Annotated in this window: 23 protein-coding genes and 3 pseudogenes; 20 read left to right on the forward strand and 6 right to left on the reverse strand. The window is 59.4% G+C overall.

Translation table 11 applies throughout. The features are described from left to right. Positions 1 to 27: 27 nt before the first annotated feature. A complete protein-coding gene (locus NKI08_RS26320; RefSeq protein WP_352773388.1) occupies positions 28 to 570 on the forward strand; it encodes a flavin reductase family protein in 543 nt (180 codons plus the stop codon). A gap of 95 nt (positions 571 to 665) precedes the next feature. On the opposite strand, the gene NKI08_RS26325 is transcribed toward NKI08_RS26320, so the two are convergent. Beyond that, positions 666 to 1982 (reverse strand): aspartate aminotransferase family protein, encoded by a 1317-nt coding sequence (locus tag NKI08_RS26325; RefSeq protein WP_352773390.1) that lies wholly within the window; start codon positions 1980 to 1982, stop codon positions 666 to 668. Between the two features lie 469 nt (positions 1983 to 2451). Between NKI08_RS26325 and NKI08_RS26330 the strand changes: the two genes are divergently transcribed. Beyond that, positions 2452 to 2748, forward strand: a complete 297-nt coding sequence (locus NKI08_RS26330; RefSeq protein WP_352773393.1) for a hypothetical protein — start codon at positions 2452 to 2454, stop codon at positions 2746 to 2748. Here the strand turns inward: NKI08_RS26330 and NKI08_RS26335 are convergent. Continuing rightward, on the reverse strand, positions 2726 to 3217 hold the full coding sequence (locus tag NKI08_RS26335) for a HEPN domain-containing protein (protein WP_352773396.1): 492 nt from the start codon (positions 3215 to 3217) through the stop codon (positions 2726 to 2728). The genes NKI08_RS26330 and NKI08_RS26335 overlap by 23 nt on opposite strands. Before the next feature lie 468 nt (positions 3218 to 3685). Next, positions 3686 to 3946 carry a hypothetical protein gene (locus NKI08_RS26340; protein ID WP_352773399.1) on the reverse strand — a complete coding sequence of 87 codons (261 nt, stop codon included), beginning with the start codon at positions 3944 to 3946 and terminating at the stop codon, positions 3686 to 3688. Positions 3947 to 4107: 161 nt separating this feature from the next. Between NKI08_RS26340 and NKI08_RS26345 the strand changes: the two genes are divergently transcribed. The 4 genes from NKI08_RS26345 to NKI08_RS26360 all read left to right on the forward strand — a co-directional run bounded on the left by NKI08_RS26345 (position 4108) and on the right by NKI08_RS26360 (position 5936). Further along, positions 4108 to 4404, forward strand: coding sequence for a DUF982 domain-containing protein (locus NKI08_RS26345; RefSeq protein WP_352773402.1), 297 nt, complete (start codon positions 4108 to 4110; stop codon positions 4402 to 4404). 93 nt (positions 4405 to 4497) lie between these two features. Continuing rightward, entirely contained in the window at positions 4498 to 4746 is a 249-nt protein-coding gene (locus NKI08_RS26350; RefSeq protein WP_352725631.1) for a DUF982 domain-containing protein, read from the forward strand. A 235-nt stretch (positions 4747 to 4981) separates the two neighbouring features. Further along, the gene (locus NKI08_RS26355; RefSeq protein ID WP_352773405.1) at positions 4982 to 5569 is read left to right on the forward strand and encodes a hypothetical protein; all 588 of its coding nucleotides are present in this window, start codon (positions 4982 to 4984) and stop codon (positions 5567 to 5569) included. Then, entirely contained in the window at positions 5550 to 5936 is a 387-nt protein-coding gene (locus tag NKI08_RS26360) for a hypothetical protein (protein WP_502899672.1), read from the forward strand. Before NKI08_RS26355 ends, NKI08_RS26360 begins: the two co-directional genes overlap by 20 nt. Before the next feature lie 402 nt (positions 5937 to 6338). Here the strand turns inward: NKI08_RS26360 and NKI08_RS26365 are convergent, their stop codons facing one another. After that, positions 6339 to 6743, reverse strand: a complete 405-nt coding sequence (locus NKI08_RS26365) for a DUF4167 domain-containing protein (RefSeq protein ID WP_352773411.1) — start codon at positions 6741 to 6743, stop codon at positions 6339 to 6341. Between the two features lie 893 nt (positions 6744 to 7636). Here NKI08_RS26365 and NKI08_RS26370 point away from each other — a divergent pair. The 5 genes from NKI08_RS26370 to NKI08_RS26390 all read left to right on the forward strand — a co-directional run bounded on the left by NKI08_RS26370 (position 7637) and on the right by NKI08_RS26390 (position 12355). Further along, complete coding sequence (locus tag NKI08_RS26370; RefSeq protein ID WP_352773414.1) at positions 7637 to 8719, forward strand: HPP family protein; 1083 nt, start codon at positions 7637 to 7639, stop codon at positions 8717 to 8719. A 400-nt stretch (positions 8720 to 9119) separates the two neighbouring features. After that, positions 9120 to 9407 (forward strand): gamma-butyrobetaine hydroxylase-like domain-containing protein, encoded by a 288-nt coding sequence (locus tag NKI08_RS26375; protein WP_352773417.1) that lies wholly within the window; start codon positions 9120 to 9122, stop codon positions 9405 to 9407. 9 nt (positions 9408 to 9416) lie between these two features. Beyond that, the gene (locus NKI08_RS26380; protein ID WP_352773420.1) at positions 9417 to 11153 is read left to right on the forward strand and encodes a fumarate reductase/succinate dehydrogenase flavoprotein subunit; all 1737 of its coding nucleotides are present in this window, start codon (positions 9417 to 9419) and stop codon (positions 11151 to 11153) included. A 10-nt stretch (positions 11154 to 11163) separates the two neighbouring features. Then, positions 11164 to 11397: a 4Fe-4S dicluster domain-containing protein gene (locus tag NKI08_RS26385; protein WP_352725657.1), complete on the forward strand. Its 234-nt coding sequence runs from the start codon at positions 11164 to 11166 to the stop codon at positions 11395 to 11397. Position 11398: 1 nt separating this feature from the next. Then, positions 11399 to 12355, forward strand: coding sequence for a HEAT repeat domain-containing protein (locus NKI08_RS26390; protein ID WP_352773423.1), 957 nt, complete (start codon positions 11399 to 11401; stop codon positions 12353 to 12355). Positions 12356 to 12374: 19 nt separating this feature from the next. On the opposite strand, the gene NKI08_RS26395 is transcribed toward NKI08_RS26390, so the two are convergent. Next, entirely contained in the window at positions 12375 to 13184 is an 810-nt protein-coding gene (locus tag NKI08_RS26395) for a Crp/Fnr family transcriptional regulator (protein ID WP_352773426.1), read from the reverse strand. Positions 13185 to 13515: 331 nt separating this feature from the next. Between NKI08_RS26395 and NKI08_RS26400 the strand changes: the two genes are divergently transcribed. The 4 genes and pseudogenes from NKI08_RS26400 to NKI08_RS26415 all read left to right on the forward strand — a co-directional run bounded on the left by NKI08_RS26400 (position 13516) and on the right by NKI08_RS26415 (position 18328). Beyond that, positions 13516 to 14928, forward strand: coding sequence for an ABC transporter substrate-binding protein (locus NKI08_RS26400; protein WP_352773429.1), 1413 nt, complete (start codon positions 13516 to 13518; stop codon positions 14926 to 14928). Positions 14929 to 14936: 8 nt separating this feature from the next. Continuing rightward, a pseudogene (locus NKI08_RS26405) lies at positions 14937 to 15718 on the forward strand (ABC transporter permease). Continuing rightward, positions 15718 to 16548, forward strand: coding sequence for an ABC transporter ATP-binding protein (locus NKI08_RS26410; protein WP_352773446.1), 831 nt, complete (start codon positions 15718 to 15720; stop codon positions 16546 to 16548). Before NKI08_RS26405 ends, NKI08_RS26410 begins: the two are co-directional and overlap by 1 nt. A 1261-nt stretch (positions 16549 to 17809) precedes the next feature. Further along, positions 17810 to 18328, forward strand: coding sequence for a hotdog family protein (locus NKI08_RS26415; RefSeq protein WP_352773452.1), 519 nt, complete (start codon positions 17810 to 17812; stop codon positions 18326 to 18328). Between the two features lie 70 nt (positions 18329 to 18398). Here NKI08_RS26415 and NKI08_RS26420 read toward each other — a convergent pair. Beyond that, positions 18399 to 18557, reverse strand: a pseudogene (locus NKI08_RS26420) (KR domain-containing protein); the annotation flags it as partial. Between the two features lie 93 nt (positions 18558 to 18650). Here NKI08_RS26420 and NKI08_RS26425 point away from each other — a divergent pair. The 5 genes and pseudogenes from NKI08_RS26425 to NKI08_RS26445 form a co-directional block, all read left to right on the forward strand. Further along, positions 18651 to 18794 (forward strand): annotated as a pseudogene (locus tag NKI08_RS26425) (helix-turn-helix domain-containing transcriptional regulator); the annotation flags it as partial. Positions 18795 to 18845: 51 nt separating this feature from the next. Continuing rightward, positions 18846 to 19067 carry an ABC transporter permease subunit gene (locus tag NKI08_RS26430; RefSeq protein ID WP_352773432.1) on the forward strand — a complete coding sequence of 74 codons (222 nt, stop codon included), beginning with the start codon at positions 18846 to 18848 and terminating at the stop codon, positions 19065 to 19067. 471 nt (positions 19068 to 19538) lie between these two features. Then, entirely contained in the window at positions 19539 to 20108 is a 570-nt protein-coding gene (gene msuE / locus NKI08_RS26435; protein ID WP_352773435.1) for an FMN reductase, read from the forward strand. A 26-nt stretch (positions 20109 to 20134) separates the two neighbouring features. Continuing rightward, the gene (gene sfnG / locus NKI08_RS26440; protein ID WP_352773438.1) at positions 20135 to 21235 is read left to right on the forward strand and encodes a dimethylsulfone monooxygenase SfnG; all 1101 of its coding nucleotides are present in this window, start codon (positions 20135 to 20137) and stop codon (positions 21233 to 21235) included. A 55-nt stretch (positions 21236 to 21290) separates the two neighbouring features. Beyond that, positions 21291 to 22131: ABC transporter ATP-binding protein (locus NKI08_RS26445; RefSeq protein ID WP_352773441.1), on the forward strand; the 841-nt coding region annotated here is incomplete at its 3' end.

The raw sequence follows: 22131 nt of genomic DNA on the forward strand, positions 1-22131 counted from the left end.
TGTGGGTCACAGTTACGGAGGACAGACTTGGATAGGAACGATGCCTTTCGGGAGGCGATGGGCCGTTTCGCCGGGGCCGTCAATATCATCACGACTGAAGAAGATGGCCTTCCCAGCGGTCTAATCGCCACCGCGGTTTGTAGTTTGTCCTTCGATCCGCCGTCTGTTCTGGTTTGCATCAACAAGTCGGCCAGTTCGCACGACACGATTTTACGGCGAGGCATCTTCGCCGTAAATCTCCTATCCCCTGCGTTGTCCAATGTCGCGCGTCGATTTCAATCTAAAAAAGGTCCAGATCGGTTCGAGAAGAAATATTGGGTCGCGGGCAAAACCGGGGCACCCCTCCTTGTTGGCGCGCCGATGGCGCTCGATTGCAAACTTAGCCATACCTACGATGGTTTTTCGCACAGTATCTTGATCGGCGTCGTCACCGACGTGCAGCTTGGGGAGGGCGATTCCCACAATTCGCTGCTTTGGCAAGGTCGCCGATACCACAAGCCGATGGAATTCGTTGAACTGGTTCGTCGACCCGCCGACGTACAAATGATCTTGGATGAAATGATTTTCTAGGTTCAGAAGGGAAAGGGTGTTCTATTTATAAGGGGGCAACGCCCTGGCATGCGGATCGTATGATCAGATCAGTCGCCACCGAGATCTGGCTGCTCTCACCAGCCGGCAAAGGATGAGATCAAGTCGGTCGAAACCTTACCAGCGGCGACATCTTGGAGTGCTTGGCCAATAATAGCGATGCCTTCGTCGGCTTCACTTGTATTCATTGTGAGCGGCGGAGTAAGCTCCAATACGTTCGAATTCGAACCGACATAATACATTACGAGTCCAAGCTGAAACGCCCTGTAAACAGTCAGCGCGGTCTGGATTTTTGCTGGTACGCGACTGGCCCGATCACCTACAAGCTCAATCCCAATAGCAAGTCCTTTCCCTCGAACATCGCCAACCAACTCCCAGTTTCTGCTTCTCTTCGAAAGCGATTCTAACATGTAAGAGCCGATCTCTGCCGAATTTCGTACCAAACCGTCCTTTTCGATTGTCTCAAGTACCGCCAATGCCGCCGAAGCGCAGATCGGATTGCCGTGTAGCGTCTGGTAGGAAAAGGTTGGGGAGTGATTCATAATGGGTTCGGGGCCGACGACTGCAGATATCGGCAAACCTCCGCCAAGGCCTTTACCAAGAACAACAATGTCTGGCTCAATCCCTGAATGTTCGAAGGCGTGCAGAAGTCCCGATCGACCTAAGCCGAACTTCACTTCGTCACACACCAGAAGAATTCCGTGCCGACGGCAAAACCGTTCGATCTCGGCAAAGAAACCGACAGGCGGCACGAGCAATCCTCCATCACCCTGTATTGGTTCCATAAAGAAGGCGGCAACTTCTTCCGGACGAACGTCTCCCGAAAACACTTCCTCGAGATGAGACAGCGCCGCGGCACTGGCAGCAGCCGGATCACCTGCCGTGTAACTGTTCGGATAAGGCACTAAGATCAGGCCGCCGAATTTCTCCACACCTTTGAGCGCCGGATGACCCGAAACAGCCATGGAACCGCTGGTACCGCCGTGGTACGCGCCCTTGAAGGCCAATATTCGATGGCGTCCGGTGGCTGCGACGACCATTCGAGCTACTGTTTCATTGGCATCCGAACCAGAGTGCCCCAACCAAACTCGGCCGCGGCTGCGTGCTGGAACCAATGACAAAAGCTTCTCTGCAAGGAGCACGCTAGGTTCGTTTGCGGAAGACAGGTAGCTTGCACCAGCTTGATCTGAAAACGCCCGCGTAATGGCCTCGCAAACCGAAGGATGAGCATGCCCCAGGCTGGCAGCCCCCCAAGAGGCCGAAAAATCAAGAAGCTGGCGACCATCATCACCTCGCAAATACGATCCTTTCCCTCCAACGATCGCTTGAGGAAAGAAACGAAGTTGGGCCATGTTCGAAACTGATTTGCTTTCACGTCGATAAAGATCGGTCACTGGTCTTCCTTTTTCGTCAGCGGCAACGGACACTGGGTCCTTTCGTCCTGATCAACCTTCGGCAACAGGGAGGCAAAGCTGTGAAGCGTTCGTCCCTCCCGGCCTCATCACTGGTCGAACCTACCGTTGGCCGGTCGCTCTACGCTGGCAAATTATTTTCAGAGTTTCGCTATTTGTGCAATTGGGAAAAAATTTTTCGCATTGCGGTACTGCGTCGGCGGATCGAAAGCCGAGAGAGTGGTTTCCTTTCCGCGATGTCGACTGCGTAGTCGATCCGAGCCGATTCATGAATGCCTGTGGGTGGTCTCCAGCGGCACTGCTGGAGCAACGTTTGGTGATGTTATATAGACGCTCGAGAGCCGTGGCGCACTGGCAGAAGACGGCTGGACACCCTTTGCCCTCGCATCGACCTTGATGAAACTCTTCCTGGAATTGGATACCTTTCACTCACCTTTGCCGAGGCCGCTTGATGGCGACAATAACCCACGTCTTCACCATCGACCACGTTTCGCAAATGATCGGGGAGGATCTCGAGCTCCTTCAAGCGATCGTCAGCAACGATGACAATCTCAGCTATGGCAGCATCATCAGTGTCCATGACGGTACCGAGGAGGCGATCACCGCTCTCACCGAGCACGGCATTGACGAGCTAAGACAGATGCTTGCCGATGCTCGCCGTTCGGCCGAAAAGTGGAACGACTTCCTCGATGACTTCGTCTCAGATCCCGACGTCATCGCGCGCATCAAGGCGAGGTCTCCGCCGTAAGACCGACCGGCTGCGGCATAGTTGAGGACAAGCCGATCAATATGGTTACCTTTGTCGCCACCTCGTCCAGAGTAGCGGTAAGCCGGTTTATCTGCGAGGCGGTTGCAGCCAGCTCCGGGCCGTAACGGGTGACGAGATATTCCCGGTTCTGGCTGAGGGAGTGAAGATGTTGGGCGGTTTTTGCGCGAAGGCGCAGCCCCGCTTCCAAGGCGAGCCCCGTGCGCGCCGACAGATCGTGCTGCATTTTGCGGATCTGATTGGGGCTGTGCCCACGGTGAAGCAAAAGCGCGGTCAGATAGAGTTCGATCGCATGGATCGCCGACAATCTGAAGGGCGCTCGAGTGAGCGGTTTGCCTGGCCGGCCGAGCCGAAGCAGCATGGTTGCCGCCTTGCGGTACTCTTCCGCAAGCTCGTGGACGTGCAGCGGGGAGGCCAGCTCTCCTGGGTATTTTCGTTCTTCAATCTCCATTCATGCAATTAAAATGCCACACAGAAGTTTTGGTAAAGAGCAAAATAATCTTATTCTTCGGCACTCTCCATTTCTTGGCATCGCTATCGCAATCCCGACCAAGACCTGCCGCGGTGGGGTCTGGGATCGAGGCGACCGCAGTGGTTCTCGACGGATGAAAAGGGCGGATGCCGCGCCTGGCTTGTCGTTGCCTCGCCGATCGGCGCCGGACGAGATCAGGTGGGCGTCTCCCTGCGGGCCGGGCTGCGGGCTTCGCTGAAGCCGGCTTGCGGTCGTCTTCACCCCTTTGGGCACGCATCCCTGACGCACCCGCTGCCGCATCCCCGGCGCTTGGCGTGGCTTGAGTACGGATAAAGCGCCTTGCCTTATTACCCAGGCAGTTTCTTCATCTCCGCCGCGAACCCGACGTGCGCGTTTCCCGCATCCGCCTCTCCATGCGTGACTTCGACCACAGGGCGAGAGTGCCTGCTAGCATTCCAGGGCTCGTTCAATCCATTCCCATGCGCGGGCACCGTCCGCATACCGCAGGCGTTTTGTGGCGGCGAACTTGGCGAGTTTTTCTTCTATGCAATCTGCATCACTGACCGGTTTGAGCTCGTCAATGACGTAGGCGAGGTTTCGAGCTTCCCTCGCCTGGAGTATCGATCCCGCCGCAAAGGAACTACAACTTGCCACTCGAATGGAGAGCATGCCGAACGAAGCGGAGAGAACCGGCCGCCGCTTGACCATTGAGAGCGCCTTGAGATGCTTCGGCCAATGGCCGATGGCATCACGCCCGCGTTTTCCTCTTGAAGCGTCATCGCGCCGACAACACATTGTGTAACCATCGGCGGGGGTCGATGCGGCACCGCCTTACGTGAACTGGCTTTTCAGCAGGTCGGGAGGAACAAATGAAGGCCGAGGCTTTCAACAGCCCCATTTTCGAGAAGCGCTCCACCTATATCGTGCAAGAGATTGCAAGTCTTGCCGAAGCCATCGATCTTCTCGATGAATGGCCGCAAGATCGCAGAGATCGTGCCCACGAAACTGCCCTTCGGACGTGCCATGATGCCTACCATGGGGACAAGCCTGTAGGTGCGGCGCGCAACGCGCTTTACGACTTTGCAAAGCAGGTTGGCATATTGGAAGATGCGACCTCTGCGATGCAGTGGATTGCGGCCTGCAAAGCGGGCACCGCAAAAGTCTAGATCCTGTTCGCCCATGCGACTGGGGCGACGCGCGGCAGTGACATTCGGTTTAGCATGCGGCCTGTCGGCGCAGACTGGCTGTCAAGGGGGGAGATGGCCGGCTTGAGCAGGTTCGAAAGGCCAGTCATTGTGCAGGTCGGCCGCCATGGCTCCGAGCGTATCGTGCTCGACGTCAATGACGCCGCCGCTATCTTGCTGCGGGATATTGGTCGCCAGACCGAGAAGAGTAGGGTAGCGATGGACGTATGTCTGCAGGTGCTGCGTGGGAAGGCTCGGTCGCCAGTTGCTCGACGCGCTTTCGTCGCGGCCGCACTGGAAGCAAAGATACTGCGCAGCGATTAGACCGAGCTCTGGCACATGCGTCCTCTCTTCGGCTCTCGCTGCCTGGTACAGCCGCGCGGCCGGAACGAGCAGTTGTGTTTGAAGCCAGAGCACGTCGTCGCCGTACTACCCGAGCGACAGGCCAACCGGCCGACTGCGCTACGCCGTTCGCTCGCATCGCCTATCCTGTTTGCGGATTGAGACGCAACGCTTCCTGGAGCGCCGGACAGCAGACCTTCTATTAGTCGGAGGCTGAGTGGCGCCGGCGCAGCGCTGCGGCCCGGTCCGGCGTGGAGAGATGCGGGCGGGGCTTGGCTTCTCAACGAAAACCTTCACCCGGCTGATCAAGGAAGGGCGCGGCGTTGCCGATATCGCCGCCATCTTCGGACTCATGGAGCAACAGGTGAAGCGCATTCTGGCGCTCGGCGACCTGTCGCCGAAGATTCGCGAAGCCTATCGCCGCGAGGAGATCGACACCGAGACGGTGCGGCATCTGACCATGGCCTCGAAGGCGCAGCAGAAGGACTGGCTGGCGCTTTATGCCGATCCCGATCAACACGCGCCGCGGTTCTCGACGGCGGTGTCCGAATCCCCCGATCGCGCGCAAGGTCTCGACGGGATTGTCGTGGGCCCTGATGCGAGGGCATTTCGAGCGCGTCGGGAAGGTTTTGCTCTCAGTCGCGGGCGAGACGGAGGTTCGCGCAGATGCATGCCTGTGGACGGTCATTCGGTTCCCGTGAAAAAGGTGGAGAGGTGGGCTGGTGTGTGGATAGTCAGCCCCAGCCTCTTGCCGATTGCGCCAGCCGGCGCGCACTCTCGCCGCCATGATGGCGGAGCATGTTGAATTGGCCTTGTTTGAGCAGTCACTCGGCAATATCGAGGGCCTCAATCGACCCTTCTGTGATCGTGTGGCTGACGCCGCGGAAAAAACCGCAGGGTCGGTTCTGTTCGATGTTCGCGTCGACGGCGATAGCTGCGTTCAGCGGATGGCTGCGATTGGATATGGCGTAACCGGCACAGCGATAATCGTGGTGGGGAAGAACGGACAACTTGGATGCGCGTCGATAAACGGAGACACCGCCCTTTTGGTGGCGGAATTGGCTGCCTGGAATGCGTCTCCGCTGCGTGAGCAAGCGAGGGTTGACCACCGTGCAACGGCCAGCATCCTGCTAGCGAAGCTTCGTAGCTCAGGTCACTTCGCCCGTTGCTAGCCGGCTCAGCGCTGCCGTACCCAAATTGCTGCTCGGCTCACACATGACGCGAGGGCGGTATAAGCGCACGATGAACTGGCTATATAGTCCAAAGGTCTCCCGATGGCGATTGTGGACCGGCGGCTGCGTCGCTTCGATTGAGGATGCCCGAATTTTCAGGCAGGAGGCGTGTTATGCGACCTCACCTTCACACCCCGCTAGCGGCTCGTTCAATCCACGTAGGCTACCCATCCTGACAGACAAAACGATCAAAGCCAGAACGTCGGCGATGGTGGCATAGCGGAACAGGAATCGTGCCAGAACATGGCGGGAACATTTTTGGCCCAGCGCATTAGCGAGGTTCGCACGCGCGAGGGATCCCAGAAGCTCGCTAATCTTATGACTTTCCGTTGAAGCGCCGGTTTACAATGTCACCATGCATGTGGTGAAGCCGCCCTTACTCCCTGCTCGAAATTTGATGCGCGCCAGACAGTACCGACATTCAGCTGACGGGTGGATCGATGACGCTTTATAATACACCATAGCGAAGGGACGGTTGTTGCCGAAGACAGCCGATTCGCTCACGTCAGGCTGCCGTGGGGTTCCCGTGACAGCTCCGCAGAGGAAATAGTGCTCTGCATGCTGGTAGTAATTCTCTGCCTCGACGCGGTTGCCGAGCAAAGCCTGGGCATGTGCAAGTTCCAGATAGCGCTCATAGCTTTTTTGCGAACCGTGAGCGTTGCCTGTCTTCAGGCAGGCAGGCCCCATTGTCGAGGCCCTCGTGCGGATACTGGAAGATATCACCTGTCTTGGTTGATTTCTTTTCATGTTGTTTTCAAGCCATCAGGGCTTGCTCCTTTATTGAAATCGTTTGGTTTGGTGCATGGTCGAAGTTCGGGATTCACGCGCCGCATGGAATCATGCTGCCGGTCAACTGCAGGCTGCCACCATTCAGCCGAAATAGCTTTGCGGCCTGTCTTGATCCGCACAGCGTAATTCTGGAATCGTTTGGTTTAAGCGGACCCCGGCTGCACCTGGGGTGATGGTTCGACTTCAGGTGAAAAAAGACCGGGCGCTCAATCACATATGAGAACGAGCCGAGCCTGTTCAGCAGGAAATATATATGAATGCAATATGGCGATTTCAACTTGTGCTTTACTTCCTCATTCAGACGATGAGCCCTGCATTTGTGATAGTTTTGGTTGCCCTCGCTGCCATCCTCGCTTGGGCATTCATTAGTAAAGCCAAGCTCGACCGGCTCTGCGTATATCCACTCTCGAGCGGTTTCTATCCCAATCCCCTCTCGAGGGCGGCGTCATCCCAGAGCGGGCCGCCACTGCTCTTCATAAGCCGCGCGCCGCGTTCAAGGGAACGAACAAGAGATAGACAGGTTGAACCCGCGCCGTTTTCAGCTGAGATCCGGGCCCGCGCGGTTCGGATGGTTATGGATCACGAAGGCGATCATTCATCGCGATGGGCTGCGGTTTCCTCGATCGCGGCGAAGATCGGCTGCAAGGCGCAGACGCTCAATCGAGCGGATCAGCGTCCGTGCCGTCCGCCTCCTCTGGCTGATCAAAATGTCTGCACCCATTTGGCAATGGCCGTTTCGCGCAAAAGTATTCCCCCGTGAGCCGGCTTTCCGAATTGGCTTAACTTCCAAATCTGTGGCTTTGCCTGCACTGCGGAGCGCGGAGTTCCGACCACTCGCCCAAGGGTATGCCATGGCGTTTCGTCTCTTTGTTCCGATCCTTGCCGGTGCAACGCTGCGCGAGCGGCTGCTCGCCTGCATCGGGGCCATGATCGGCATCGCATTGACTGGCGTGATCAGTGCGCTGGCGAACGGGTCTGGCCCACATGTCGCACTGCTGGTTGCTCCAATGGGAGCATCGGCCGTGCTGCTCTTTGCCGTGCCTTCAAGCCCGCTGGCGCAACCTTGGTCGATTATCGGTGGCAATACGATTTCGGCGCTGGTCGGGGTGACCGTGGCGCATTTCGTGCATGAACCCGTTCTTGCTACCGGCATTGCGGTGGCGCTGGCCATCGCCGCCATGTCGTTCACGCGCTGCCTGCATCCGCCGGGTGGCGCCGCCGCCTTAATTGCGGTGTTCGGCGGACCGGCGGTCATCAGTGCCGGCTTGCTGTTTCCCTTCGTTCCGGTAGCGCTGAACTCGATCGTGCTGGTCGCACTCGGCTACGGCATCCATAAACTGTCGCGGCGCAACTATCCGCATGTGGCGGCCCCCGCCCTTAAAAGCGCGCATGGAACCATCGATCCGCCCGCGCGGGAGCGGGTCGGCTTCCAGCCCGAGGATATCGATGCCGCGCTCGGCGCGCTGGAGGAAACGTTCGATATCGACCGCAACGATCTCGAGCGGCTGCTGCGGCAGGTCGAGTTGCAGGCGATGGTGCGCTCCCACCGGACCCTGCTGTGCGAAGACATCATGTCGCGCGATGTCATTTCGGTCGATGAACATGCGCCTGCCGACCAGGCGCGTCATTTGCTGCTCGATCACAACATCCGGACGCTGCCGGTGACCTACGCCGGGGGCGAGCTGGTCGGTGTAGTTGGCCTGCGCGAGCTGACGAAGGCGACCGACACGGTGAGGACTGTGATGTCGAAGGCTAGCACCGCCTCTCCCGATACGCCGGCGATGAGCCTGCTGCCGGCGCTCACCGACGGCCGCAGCCATGCCGTGGTCATCGTCGATGCCGAGCGACGCATTATTGGGCTGATCACCCAGACCGACCTGCTGGCGGCGGCAGCGCGCGTGCACATGCCAGACACAACGCTGGCAGCGGCATGAAATAGTGATCCGGATTTAGGTGCGGCCTTCCGCCTAAGAGGATTCCTTTTTACAAGTACATCGACCTTCTGAAACGCGACCGCGCTGTCAACCGCTACCACGAATCTCTCGGCTCGCCTTCGGTTCGTGCAGCGGGCGCGGGATACAGGCAACTTTTGTCGCTCTATTGCGAGGCGCACCGGGAGCGAGCAGATGTGAACTCGATCGCACTGGCCAAGCTAGAGGCCAGCGACCGGAGGGCCCACTTATTTGGCACACTCGATGCCGTTTGAGGTGGGCGGCAACCACCCCATCTTGCCACGATTTATCCCGGCTTCAATAAGCATGCTGGCCGTAGGCAATTTATTGCGTGTCCAGGGTCCTATGATCCCTAAGATGGGGCGAACCATCAGGGAACGCCGTGATACCTCGTGAGCTCAAGGTCACCGCCGCGCGCAACCTTCTCTCCGTTACATGGGATGACGGTGCGGTCTCGCTTATCCCGGCGTCCGTGCTCCGAGCACGCAGCCGGGCGGCACAGCAGGTGCGGGCGGACATCGAGGGTAACGAACATTCGTTCGAGACCGTCACCGTGACGAGCGCAGAGGCGATCGGTTCATATGCCATACGTCTGGTTTTCTCCGACGGGCACGACCGAGGCATCTATCCCTGGAGCTATTTGCGCGAAATCGCCGATGCTGAGGCGTGAGGAACGAGAATGGATAATTTTGTCGAAGGGCTGTCGGAAGTCACCTGCGATGTGCTGGTGATCGGCGGCGGCACGGCCGGACCGATGGCGGCGCTTAAGGCGAAGCAGAAAAATCCCGCGCTGAATGTGGTCCTGCTCGAAAAGGCCAATGTGAAGCGTTCCGGAGCTATCTGCATGGGAATGGACGGGCTGAACAACGCCGTCGTCCCGGGATATGCGACGCCCGAGCAATACACCAAGGAAATAACCATCGCCAATGACGGCATTGTCGATCAGGCGCCGGTCTTCAAATACGCCTCGCGCTGCTATGACATCATCCAGGAACTGGATCGTTTCGGCATCCGCTTCCAGAAGAACGCCAACGGTGATTTCGACCTGAAGAAGGTCCACCATCTCGGAACCTATGTGCTGCCGATGCCGAATGGCGATACCGTCAAGAAGGCGCTCTACCGGCAGATCAAGCGCGAAAGGATATTGGTCTCCAACCGGTTCATGGCAACGCGCCTGTTGACCGCCAAGGACGGCAGGATCGCGGGCGCCATTGCGGTGAACACGCGCACGGCTGAATTACTCGTGCTGCGTGCCAAGACCGTGATCCTGTGCCTGGGCGCGGCGGGCCGGCTCGGATTGCCGCATTCCGGCTATCTCTTCGGAACCTATGAGAATCCGACCAATTCCGGTGATGGTTATGCCATGGCCTATCATGCGGGTGCCGCGCTCGCGAATCTCGAATGCTATCAGATCAATCCGCTGATCAAGGACTATAACGGCCCGGCTTGCGCTTACGTTGCCGGTCCGTTCGGAGCCTATACCGCCAACAGTGAAGGCAATCGCTTCATCGAAAGCGACTACTGGTCGGGACAGATGATGCAGGAATTCTACAACGAACTACAGTCGGGCAAGGGGCCGGTGTTCCTAAAGCTCAACCACCTTCATGCCGACACGGTCGGCGAGATCGAACAGATCCTGCACAAGGTCGAGCGCCCGTCGCGCGGCCGGTTCCATCAGGCACGGGGCACCGATTACCGCGAAAAAATGATCGAAATGCACATTTCCGAAATCGGCTTCTGTTCGGGTCACAGCGCGTCGGGTGTTTTCGTCGATGAATTCGCCCGGACCACGGTGCCGGGCCTCTACGCCGCGGGCGACATGGCGAGCGTGCCACACAACTATATGCTCGGCGCCTTCACCAATGGAGCCGTCGCCGGCGAGCACGCTGCCGAAGTCGCGCTCGAAACCGACCTTCCGGATTTCGACAGCGAGTTTGTCCGGGCGGAGCGCGAGCGGGTGTTGGCACCGACGCGGCGCGAGGACGGCATCCCGCCCAACCAGCTGGAATACAAGGCCCGGCGGTTGGTCAACGACTATCTGCAGCCGCCCAAGGTGACGGCCAGGATGCAGATCGGCCAGGCGCGGCTTGCGGAGATCAGGGATGATCTCGAAACCGCCCTTGTCGCCCGCGACGCACATGAACTGATGCGTTCGCTCGAAGTGTGGTCCATTCTCGACTGCGCCGACATGGCGGCCCATGCCTCGCTCTTTCGCACGGAGAGCCGCTGGGGGCTTTATCACAACCGCGTCGATTATCCCAAAAAGGATGACGACAACTGGTTCTGCCATACGCTTCTCCGCAAGGTCGACGGCCGCCTGGTTTCTGAGAAGCGGCCAATCCAACCCTACATCGTTCCGATCGAGAACGAGGAGCGGACGGCCTATGACCGTCTGCGCGCTTCCAATCAAGCCTGACGAGGAAGCCATGCCGCTTGCGCTTTCACCCACAACCGTTCCCGTCGTCGTGGACGAGGCAAAATGCATCGCCGACAAGGGCTGCACGGTCTGCGTCGATGTCTGCCCGCTGGATGTCCTGCGCATCAGCGATCTCACTGGCAAAGCCTATATGAAATTCGACGAGTGCTGGTACTGCATGCCGTGCGAGCAGGATTGTCCGACCGGCGCTGTAACCGTCAACATCCCCTATCTGTTGCGCTGACATGACTGCATTCGATCCCTTCGAAGATTTTGGCGACATCGAGGAAATCGGCGAGCGTCTGAACGATGCAGACGCGGCCGTGCGACGGCTTGCCGTCATCGACCTTGCCGAGACCGCGAGCGCGGACGTGCTGCCGCATCTCCTGACTGCCGTTGCCGACCCCGACGCGACCGTGCGTTTGCAGCTGGCTATCGCACTGTCCGAGTTCGACGCCGTTGAGGCGGCTGCGGGCCTTGCCCGTCTGGCGGCGGATCAGGTTTTGACGGTGGCCCAAGCGGCAGCCGATAGCCTTGCTGAACTGAAGGATCCGGCGGCAGCGCAATCCATTCTGCCGCTCGTCAGCCATGGACGCGCCTTGGTCCGGGCTGCGGGTTTTCGCGGGCTGAAAGCGTTGCGTTCGCGTGGGGCACTCGGCCCCGCTCTGGCGGCGATGCGGGATGAAGATCCCAATGTGCGCGCACAGGCGCTCGGCGTCGTCGCCTATCTGAAGCTGGAAGAGACCTTGCCGTCCCTCATCGCCGCGACGCGCGATGCCGATGCCACCGTTCGGTCGGTTGCGGTCAACGCCTTGTCTTTCACGAGCCAGCCCGCCGCAGCGGCCGCCGTGACGGCTGCCCTCGACGATGAGAACTGGCAGGTGCGGGCCGCGGCGGCCGAATCGCTCGGTCGTATCGGCCAGACCTCGGCCGTCGACGGACTGACCGCCGGCCTTTCCGACGAATACTGGCAGGTTCGCCAAAAATGCCTGAATGCGCTTGGCAAGCTCAAGGCGCAATCGGCGGTTCGGGAGATTTCCGAGCTGTTGACGAGCGACATGGCTTCGCTGCGCAAGGAGTCGGCGGCGGCGCTCGGTGAAATCGCTGATCCATCGTCGCGGGATGCTCTCATGGCGCATATCGGCGACGCTGATCCGGACGTACGCAAGACTGTTGGCTGGGCGCTGACGCGGCTGGGTTAGTGGAAGCCGAAGCGTGGCCTCACCCCGCCGCGCGCTTCGAAACCATTTCCATCAGCGCGTGCGGGCGTTCGATACGGATATGACGTGGCGTCACGGTTACCAGCCCTTCCTTTTGGAAGCGCTTCATCATCATCGTCACCCATTGGCGTGTGGAGCCGACCATGGCAGCTATCTGGTCATGCGTCACCTTGGCATTGATGACGATTGCCCGTCCGTCGCGCACGCCATGAAGGTTACCGAGAGTCATCAGGAACTGCGCCAGACGTTCGATCACCGAACGCGTGCCGAGCATCTGAGCCATCGCCGAATAGCATCTGCCCTTCGCTGCAAGCCCCTGCAAAAGACAGAGCGCGAAATTCGGAAGCTCGACGACGAGCTTCTTCAACGCATTGGCCGGTATGAACAGCATCCGGCATTCACTTAATGCTTCTCCGGACCAGATATGAATTCCACCGCCGGTCATTTCGGGACCGCCAATGAAATGCCCCGCTGTCCAGTAGGCGAGGGTGATTTCGCGTCCTGACGGTGCCGTGTAGAAGACGTGAACCTGGCCGCTTTCGATGATGAAAATGCCACCGTGCCTCTCGCCTTGGGTGAAGATCGCCTGACCGGTCGCAAAAGAAACACGTCGGCCATGCGCCCTAAGTTTCGCCCACTCGTCTGATGTCAGGGTATCGAGAAAATGCGCGCCGTCGTCGAGCCCTTCCACGCTTTCGCTGAGAAAAAGCGCACGATCGCCGGGAAGAACGACCTGCTCGGGCAATTCGAGCACCGGCTCATGTTTCTTACGCTCAGCTTCGAAATCGGTCGAAAGCATTTCGAGGCTCATATCCGGCTCCTTGCGCGTCCCGAAAACGCGTAAAAAGTATATAAATTCTATAGACAAAAAAGGAATATAGTTGCGCCTTTCATGCCTGACGTAGATGATTCTTGTGCCCAAGTTCGAACGACGCATGTAACACTTGTTTTACAATGCGATTTTTAATCGTGCGAATTCCGGCCGGATGCCCGCGATCCAAGACCGGCTCCGAAATCGTGCAAGTAATTGCTTATGCCTTCAGCCGATCGGCACATAAATTTGCGGGACAGCGGTTGGCTATCGCCACTGCGTCGGCAAATCCAACCGCCGAATGCCGGCATCAAATCACGAGGTAGGACCCATGAATTTTCGCACACATTTGGCTGCCCTTGCCCTTGTGGCGGCCGGCTTTGCTTCTGCCGCGGATGCCGAAACCATCCGCGTGGCGATCGGCACGCAGGACACCACCATCAACACCGCCACGGGCGGATTGCTGATCCGTGAGTTGAAGCTGCTCGACAAATACCTGCCGCACGACGGCAAGTATAAAGACGTCACCTATGATATCCAGTGGAAGAACTTCACGAGCGGCGCGCCGATCACCAATGAGCAGATCGCCGGAAAGCTTGATTTCGGCGTGATGGCGGATTTCCCCGGCTCGTTCAACGGTCTCGCCCATATCAAGGCAGGAAGAAAGAGCCTGTTCATCACCGTGCTGTCGGGCAGCGTGAACGGCAGCGGCAACGGCATTGTGGTGCCGACCGCTTCGCCCATCCAGTCGCTCTCGGACCTCAAGGGCAAAACCATCTCCGTTCCATTCGCATCGACCTCGCATGGCATGCTGCTGCGCGCCGTCAAGGCACAGGGGTGGGACGCCGAACGCGACGTGAAGATCATCACCCAGGCGCCTGAAGTTGCCGGCGCGGCCCTCCAGGCAAACCAGATCGAGGCGCATGCCGATTTTGTCCCCTTTGCCGAACTCTTCCCCTGGCGCGGCTTCGCCCGCAAGATCTATGACGGATCGCAGGCAAAGACGCCCACTTTCCACGGTGCCCTGGTCGATGCCAACTATGCCGAAAAATATCCCGAGATCGTTGTTGCCTATCTTCGCGCCGCAATCGAGGCCGATCAGTTGATCGCCAGGGAGCCGGAGAAATACAGTGAACTGATCGCAAAGGTGACGGGCGTCGATGCCGAGGTCGACTACCTGTTCCATGGACCGCTCGGGCTTCAGACCCGTGATTTAACCTGGAAGCCGGAATACCGCCAGGCTGTCGCCACCGCGATCGACACTTTGAGGGTCCTGAAAAAGACCGACCAGTCGCTCGACGTGAACAGCTTTGTCGATGACCGGTTCATAAAGGCCGCATTCAAGGCGTCTGGGGTCGACTATGATGCCTCGCTAAAGAATTATGCCCAGCAGCCTTTGAATGCCAAGGATGCTGCCACCGGTGAAGCGATCAGCGATCCCAAGCGCGTTGCTGAGATCTGGGTCCAGGGTGAGCCGCTCGTGCGACACTATGCGTCGCCGCAGAACGCATTCAAGGCGCTCAAGGCCATTGAAGGTGAGGGCAAGCCGGTCCGGGTGTTTTATGCGCAGGACCGTGAAAGCGGCATCAAGCTGCTCGGCAATCAGGCCTGGTTCGTGCATGCCGACGGCGGCGAAGTCAGCGCCTTCCTGCTGAAGGAAAACGCCGAGAAATGGGCCTGGGATCATGGTGGCAAGGTGCTGGATTTCGCCGCCGCCAAGGCCTCGATCATGGCCAGCAATTGAGGCTCGCCATGACGCATTTCCATCTTGGGCGCTGGTTGCGCCGGGCCGGATCCCTCGCCACCTGTCTCATTCTCTGGCAGATGGCATCGAGCCTCAGACTGAATCTCGGCATTGTCACGTTCGAGAATGTGCCATTGCCCGTGAATGTCGGATCGGCAGCATTGGATTTCCTGCGCTCGCCCAAGCTCGTTGCCCATGTCTCGAGCAGCCTGGAAAGGGTCTCGCCGGCTTTGGCATCGCCGCCGTGATCGGTATCGGCCTCGGCCTCGTCATCGGTCGCTCACGGTGGCTCGGGGATTTCCTGCAAGCCCCGCTCGAGCTCCTGCGGCCGATCCCGGCTGTCGCCTGGATTCCGCTTGCGGTTCTGATGTTTACGTCGTCGGAACTCTCGATGATTTTCATCACCTTTACGGGCGCATTGTTTCCGATCCTGCTCAACACCGTCCATGGCGTGGAAAGTGTCGATCCAAGGCTGATCGCCTCTGCGCGCAGCCTGGGGAGCACACGGACCGCGATGCTGTTGGAAGTCATTATTCCAGGCGCCGCGCCGAACATCGTCACGGGCTTGGTCATCGGCATGGGCACGTCCTGGTTTTGTCTCGTTACCGCCGAGATGATCTCCGGCCAGTTCGGTATCGGTTACTACACCTGGGAATCCTACACGCTGCAAAACTATCCTGAAATCATCGTCGGCATGATCCTGATCGGGCTGTTCGGCATGGGAAGCAGTGCCCTATTGCGAACGGCAGGGGCGGCACTTCTTCCATGGCACACGAAGGACAGCAAATGATGAACACCCATCAGCGCAGCTTTCGCCCGGCAACGGGTCGTATCGAGGCCAATCGTGTTTCGATCCGGCTCGGTCGCGGCAGCAGTGCGTTCGAAGCCATCAGTGATGCAAGCTTCGAAGTCTCTCCCGGCGAATTCGTTTGTCTTCTGGGGCCATCTGGCTGCGGGAAGTCGACCCTACTCGGCGCCTTGGCGGGACATATCAAGCCAGCTGCCGGCGTCCTTTCGGTCGACGGACAGCCTGTAAAAGACCCCCATCCGGAACGCGGTATCGTTTTCCAGCACCACACGCTGTTTCCGTGGAAGAATGCGCGCGACAACGTCGCTTTCGGCCTCAAGATGCGCGGCGTCAAGCGCGGGCAACGGCGTCTCGAGGCGGAGAAAATGCTCGATCTCGTCGGTCTGAACGGCTTTGCTGGGCGCTATCCCGGCCAGCTGTCCGGCGGCATGCAGCAACGCGTCGAGATCGCGCGTGTTCTCGTCAATCAGCCACGGTTGCTGCTGATGGACGAGCCCTTCGCAGCGCTCGACGCGCTGACGCGGCTTCGAATGCAGCAATTGCTGCTCGATATCTGGGAGCAATTCCGCAAGACGATCCTATTCGTCACCCATGATATCGACGAAGCCCTGCTGCTCGCCGATCGGATCATCGTCATGCAGGCGCAGCCCGGCCGGATCCACAAGGAAATCACCGTGCCTTTCGAGAGGCCGCGCATGACCGAGATCATCGCCTCGGGCGAGTTCATGCGGCTGAAACACCATTGCCTGCATCTTCTTCACAGCGACAGGCGAGGGGATACTTTGCCCCGGCTTTCTCCCTTGGGTTTGTGATGAATTTCGAGGCAGTCTCGACAGCCGCCGTCCGGCCTGGAAGATCACAACGGGTTCATGAACTTTGGAATCTTTAGACTCCGTATTCGTCCTTAGAATTGGCCAAGATCACAGATTGGGCCGATAACCCAATGCCTGTCGCAGGATGAGGAACTTCGAAGCTCGTGCTTGCGCGACCTGACCATAAGAAAGAAGTCGCCCGAGAATGCGATGTGATGGCATGTGGACTCGATTCCCGGAACGCTGGTCGTCAATAACGGCGCAGTGCTCGAACTGGCGTCGAATGGCTATTTTGCGCGCGGCCGTGCATCGGGTCGTGACGCCGACGCCGGCGTCCAGGGGCTTCCGTTCCGTTTTTCTTAAGCGCGGCGGGAGTGCGACCATGCCGCTTCTGAGCCTGCCGAAAGAATTGGCGGCCGAGGCCCGCGGACCGGCAAGTGGTCGGGGCACTGTTGTTCCGACATGTCGCCTGAAAAGCCGACTGCGTTCGTATGTCGATGTGGCACGCCGGTACTATGCCGATGTTCAGGTTTGCGGTCGGAGCACGAATCTTTGCCGTTTCGCGCTTTCTTTGGAATGTCATTCGTCGCCAAAGCCGTGAAATGAGCTCAGAAAGGCAAAATCGTTCGGCGGTTTTCCTCCCATTCCGCTAAACGGTGTTCCCCTCTGAAGGCTTTGACCTTCCTTTGGCCGGGCCGCATTCGAGCCCGGCCTTTTTTGTTCGACGGGCTGCTTTGTTCAGATCTGCTGGAACGCGTTTCGCTGGGTCAGTCTTTCGGAAACAAGACGGTTTGCATTCGTAGCCGATGTTACTTACGCGTCATGCGAAATCTGGCGGTCGACCCAGGATTGCCAAGTCCGCTCGCTTCGCTAAATTGAGGCGCTAGAGCAGTCCAATCGGGAGGCCATTCTCGGAGCCCAAAGGATGGCCTGTAACCTCTAGATATCCCGCCCAAACCCCCAATGGCCCAGCGTTACGACATAGAGAAGACGCCCGAAGGCACGTGGGACATTATCGACGTCTTCACGGGGCTGCCGGTCGTCGAGGTGGGCGTCCCCTTAATCGACATGCCTATCGAAGAGGCCGACGACTTGGTCGACCTTCTCAACTGCCGCGACAGGACACGGCGGGGCGATTCAGGCTCTCTCGTAAGTGGCAATTTCACCAACCATTCCTTCAGCCAGTTCGACGCGGTCTCGAACATCAAATTGATTTCGTTCACGCAGAGGACCAAGATCTCCCGTACCTGTTTCGAGTCCGTTGGATCTACAGGTTGTCCTCCAGAACGAGGGGCTGCAAATATCAACGAAGGCGGTCGACGAGGAGGACCAGGTAGCGGGCTGGTCGTGGACCACGCACACCAGTGCTCTGACCGACCGCGAGCCGGTCGGGCTCGAAGCTGGTGTCGACCTCCGATCCATCCAAGCACGCTGCGCCGAACACTGGGATTGGCTGAGGGTGGAGGCACTGTATCGACAGCGTGGCATCGGCGGATACGGTTTCCCCTGGCGGATGCAGCAACTCCTCCGCGGCGACGGCGAAATCGTTGCGTCCTTCAGCAACGATCCTACTGTTGAGACGTCGGACAGGAGTTGGGCTGAGGTGCTCAATGCCGCACTCACGATTGTCCCGTTGCTGCTGCCTGATGACGACGTCTTGGGAATGCCTTCGCGTATCGATCGGATGGCGGTGGTGGGAACAGCACCCGAGACCCCGCCCAACGGTCATGAGCCTGAGGCAACGAGGTGTGGTAGGATAGGAGCAAACCGGAAATGCTGAGTGGATCGCGCGTATTCGTTGTGTTTCTATGGCGCGCGAGAGCGTCCAGGAAAGCGTTGCTCGCCGCATAGCTCGCCTGACCTGTCAATCGCGCGAACTGGCCGGAGGAAGAGAATTGTATGAAGAAGTCGAGCGAACCAGGAGGGAACGCTTGATGCAGCAACAGGCCGCCAGTGACCTTCGGCGCCATAACGCGCCTCATCGCGTCGCGCTGGACCTCGCCGATCATCCCGCCTTCGAAGACGCCGGCAGCATGAACGATACCCCGGATGGCAGGAATGCCGAACTACAAGCGCCGCAAGAAGGCGAAGGCGTGAGAGCAATGGCACTCTCGCGCAGTTTCAAGGAGACCGTGAAGGCGCGCGCCGAGCGTGATCCAGCGTTCCGGGCAGCGCTGCTCGGTGAGGCGGTTGAAACCTTCGCCGCCGGCGAGGCCGACACCGGCAAGGCGCTTATCCGGGATTATAAACGCGACTCGAGGCGGAGAAAATGCTCGATCTCGTCGGTCTGAACGGCTTTGCTGGGCCTGTCCGGCATCCCGCGTGGCTATCGCGAGCTTGCCGACGTGCTGACCTTCGGCTGGTTTGACTTCGCCCTGATCATCGCCATTCCGGGTGCGCTGCCGCAAATCTTCACCGGCCTTCATGCCGCGCTGATCTACGCCTGGACCGCGACGGTGGGGGCCGAGCTTCTGCTCAACATCGCACCAGGTATCGGCGGGCGCCCTGCCAAGTGTTGATCAAGGTCGGTTGGAAAGCCGCCAGCGCGATGAAGACGACTTTGCCGGCCTCGCCTCCGCCGAACCACATCGAGATGAGCGACTATCTGGGGTGTCAAGTTGCATTTGCGAACTCTTTGCGCGCTTCGCGTGCTTTTGCATTGAGAATAAGGAGCAGCTTGCGGGCGAGCGCGCCATTCCGCACCCGTACTAAGGGTCAGATTCTTACCACTTCCAACCGCTCGGCATTGCTGATCGGCGGCGCAGGAGTGGCCGGACGGGCCGATCGCCATGATCAAGCCTGGCCGGTCTGCCCTCGCGGTTTGCCGCCAATCGGATGTTATAGCTAATGCTAATGACGCGTCAGCACTTTCGATTTTCTCACCGGTCTGGGAAAATCGAAAGATAATTCCTTATCTCTATAGATTTTGTCGAATATCGTCCGATCCCATTGGCAATCGGCCATTCCCTTGGTGGAACAGGAGATCGACGATGGCAAGAATTTCGGTTCTCGGCATATCGGGTGGCGTAAGCACGCCATCGCGCACGACTGCGGTGGTGAGCGCGCTGGTCAAGGCGATCGCGCAGCGCACCCCGGCAGACACCGGCCTGATCGAAATCACCGAAGCCGCGCCCTCGCTGTTTGTGACGCTATCCCGCTACGCGCTCGGCGCGTCCGGCGAAGCGATCGTCCAGCGTGTCGAGAAGGCCGACCTGCTCGTGGTCGGGACGCCGGTCTACAGGGCGTCCTACACCGGCGCCCTCAAGCACCTGTTTGACCTCGTCGACTATCGCGCGCTGGCCGGCAAGACCGTGCTTCTCGCGGCAACAGGCGGAAGTCCATACCATGGCCTGGTTCTCGAACATCAGCTGCGGCCATTGTTCGGCTTTTTCGGCGCCGTCACCGTCCCAACCGGCGTCTACGGCTCGCCCGATGATTTCATCGGAGCCGAAATCGTCGGCGCGGCCATCACGGAGCGCATTTCACGGGCTGCTACCGAAGCGGTCTCCTTGCTCACTTCCAGTCACGCGAACACCGCCGTCGCCGCGCGCGTCGGCTAAGCCAATCAAAAAAGGGGACACCAACCATGACCTCGCATTCCGACAACCTGAAATTCGCCTACTGGGTCCCGAACGTTTCGGGCGGCCTTGTCATCTCCAACATCGAGCAGCGGACAGGCTGGGACATCGATTATAACCGCAAGCTCGCCCAGATCGCCGAGGCCAACGGCTTCGACTACGCGCTGAGCCAAATACGCTTCACGGCCGGCTATGGCGCCGACAACCAGCACGAATCGGTATCGTTCAGCCATGCCTTGCTTGCGGCGACCACAACGCTGAAAGTCATCGCGGCGATCCTGCCCGGCCCATGGAATCCAGCGCTGGCGGCCAAGCAGATAGCCACCATCAACCACCTGACCAATGGCCGTGTCGCCGTCAATGTCGTCAGCGGCTGGTTCCGCGGTGAGTTCGCCGCCATCGGCGAGCTGTGGCTCGACCATGACGAGCGCTATCGCCGTTCGGAGGAATTCATCCGTGCGCTGCGCGGCATCTGGACCGAGGACAATTTCACTCTGAAGGGCGACTTCTATCGCTTTACCAACTACTCGATGAAGCCGAAGCCGATCGATCCGCAGCCGGAGATCTTCCAGGGCGGCTCATCACGCGCGGCGCGCGACATGGCTGCGCGGGTTTCCGACTGGTATTTCACCAACGGCAACACGCCGGAAGAGATCAAGAAGCAGGTTGACGACATCAAGACCAAGGCGAAGGCCAATGGCCACAAGGTCAAGATCGGCGTCAACGCCTTTGCCATCGCTCGCGAAACCGAGGCAGAAGCGCGCACCGTGCTCGACGAGATCATCGCCAAGGCCAATCCGGAGGCGGTGCAGGGTTTCGCCGATCAGGTCAAGAATGCCGGCAAGGCGTCGCCGGAAGGCGAGGGTAACTGGGCGAAATCCTCGTTCGAGGATCTTGTCCAATACAATGACGGCTTCCGCAGCAATCTCATCGGCACGCCGGAACAGATTGCCGAACGCATCCTCAAGCTGAAGGATGCCGGCGCGGATCTGATACTGCTCGGCTTCCTGCATTTCCAGGAAGAGGTGGAGTTCTTCGGCAAGCGCGTCATCCCTCTGGTGCGCGAACTGGAAGCGGCGCGCGACAGGGAGCTCGTCGCCGCGGAATAGGACACGCGCGGCCTCCAGGCCGCCGCCCGCACGCCTTCAAAATCAGGGACGTTTCATGATTGGTGCTTCGCTGGGAGCCGCCGCATACGAGCGCGCGCCCGAAATTTCCGGCATTCTTGCTGGTGCTGGTCCCGTCGAGGACACGCGCCCGGCGCGCCTGTCGGCAAAGGCTGATGCGATCCTGGCGCTGGGCGGGATCAGCATTTCCTTTGGTGGCGTCACGGCACTGCGGGATGTCGACCTCGAGGTCAAAAGCCGCGAGATTCGCGCTGTGATCGGTCCCAATGGCGCCGGCAAATCCTCGCTGATCAACATCATCAGCGGCCTCTATCACGCCGATCAGGGCAAGATCGCGATCGATAGCCAGTCCTTCTCCCGGGTGTCGGCAAGCCGTCTGGCACGGCTCGGCGTCGCGCGCACCTTCCAGAACCTGGCACTGTTCGGTGGGCTTTCAGTGCGCGACAACATCGCGTCGGGCCGCGTCCACACCCGGCGCGCCAGCTTCGTCGAACATATCGCCGGTCTACCGCGCGCCCGGCGCGAAGATGCCGCGATCGCTGAAAAGGTCGACCAGACAATCGCCTTCCTGCATCTCGAGGCCGTCGCCGATCGCCTGGTCGCAACGCTGCCCTACGGCCTGCAGAAGCGGGTCGAACTGGCGCGCGCGCTTGTCGCCGAGCCGAAGATCCTGCTGCTCGACGAGCCGATGGCCGGCATGACGGCGACCGAGAAGGCCGAGATGGCCGGTTTCGTGCGCGCAGCGCGCGACCGGCACGACGTCACCATCATCCTCATCGAACACGACATCGGCGTGGTCATGGGGCTCTCCGACCGCGTCGCCGTGCTCGACTACGGCCGCAAGATCGCCGACGGGACACCGGCCGAGGTCAGGGCCA

The organism is Mesorhizobium sp. M0768 (genome assembly GCF_040320195.1).
Lineage (GTDB): Bacteria > Pseudomonadota > Alphaproteobacteria > Rhizobiales > Rhizobiaceae > Mesorhizobium.

Bases quoted from the DNA above. Each gene is read 5' to 3' on its own strand.
- NKI08_RS26365 (WP_352773411.1), bottom strand. From the start codon at position 6,743: ATGAAAAGAAATCAACCAAGACAGGTGATATCTTCCAGTATCCGCACG.
- NKI08_RS26340 (WP_352773399.1), bottom strand. From the start codon at position 3,946: ATGGTCAAGCGGCGGCCGGTTCTCTCCGCTTCGTTCGGCATGCTCTCC.
- NKI08_RS26410 (WP_352773446.1), top strand. From the start codon at position 15,718: ATGAACACCCATCAGCGCAGCTTTCGCCCGGCAACGGGTCGTATCGAG.
- NKI08_RS26330 (WP_352773393.1), top strand. From the start codon at position 2,452: ATGGCGACAATAACCCACGTCTTCACCATCGACCACGTTTCGCAAATG.
- NKI08_RS26395 (WP_352773426.1), bottom strand. From the start codon at position 13,184: ATGAGCCTCGAAATGCTTTCGACCGATTTCGAAGCTGAGCGTAAGAAA.
- NKI08_RS26360 (WP_502899672.1), top strand. From the start codon at position 5,550: ATGATGGCGGAGCATGTTGAATTGGCCTTGTTTGAGCAGTCACTCGGC.
- NKI08_RS26345 (WP_352773402.1), top strand. From the start codon at position 4,108: ATGAAGGCCGAGGCTTTCAACAGCCCCATTTTCGAGAAGCGCTCCACC.
- NKI08_RS26370 (WP_352773414.1), top strand. From the start codon at position 7,637: ATGGCGTTTCGTCTCTTTGTTCCGATCCTTGCCGGTGCAACGCTGCGC.
- NKI08_RS26400 (WP_352773429.1), top strand. From the start codon at position 13,516: ATGAATTTTCGCACACATTTGGCTGCCCTTGCCCTTGTGGCGGCCGGC.
- NKI08_RS26390 (WP_352773423.1), top strand. From the start codon at position 11,399: ATGACTGCATTCGATCCCTTCGAAGATTTTGGCGACATCGAGGAAATC.
- NKI08_RS26380 (WP_352773420.1), top strand. From the start codon at position 9,417: ATGGATAATTTTGTCGAAGGGCTGTCGGAAGTCACCTGCGATGTGCTG.
- NKI08_RS26385 (WP_352725657.1), top strand. From the start codon at position 11,164: ATGCCGCTTGCGCTTTCACCCACAACCGTTCCCGTCGTCGTGGACGAG.
- sfnG (WP_352773438.1), top strand. From the start codon at position 20,135: ATGACCTCGCATTCCGACAACCTGAAATTCGCCTACTGGGTCCCGAAC.
- NKI08_RS26350 (WP_352725631.1), top strand. From the start codon at position 4,498: ATGGCCGGCTTGAGCAGGTTCGAAAGGCCAGTCATTGTGCAGGTCGGC.
- NKI08_RS26335 (WP_352773396.1), bottom strand. From the start codon at position 3,217: ATGGAGATTGAAGAACGAAAATACCCAGGAGAGCTGGCCTCCCCGCTG.
- msuE (WP_352773435.1), top strand. From the start codon at position 19,539: ATGGCAAGAATTTCGGTTCTCGGCATATCGGGTGGCGTAAGCACGCCA.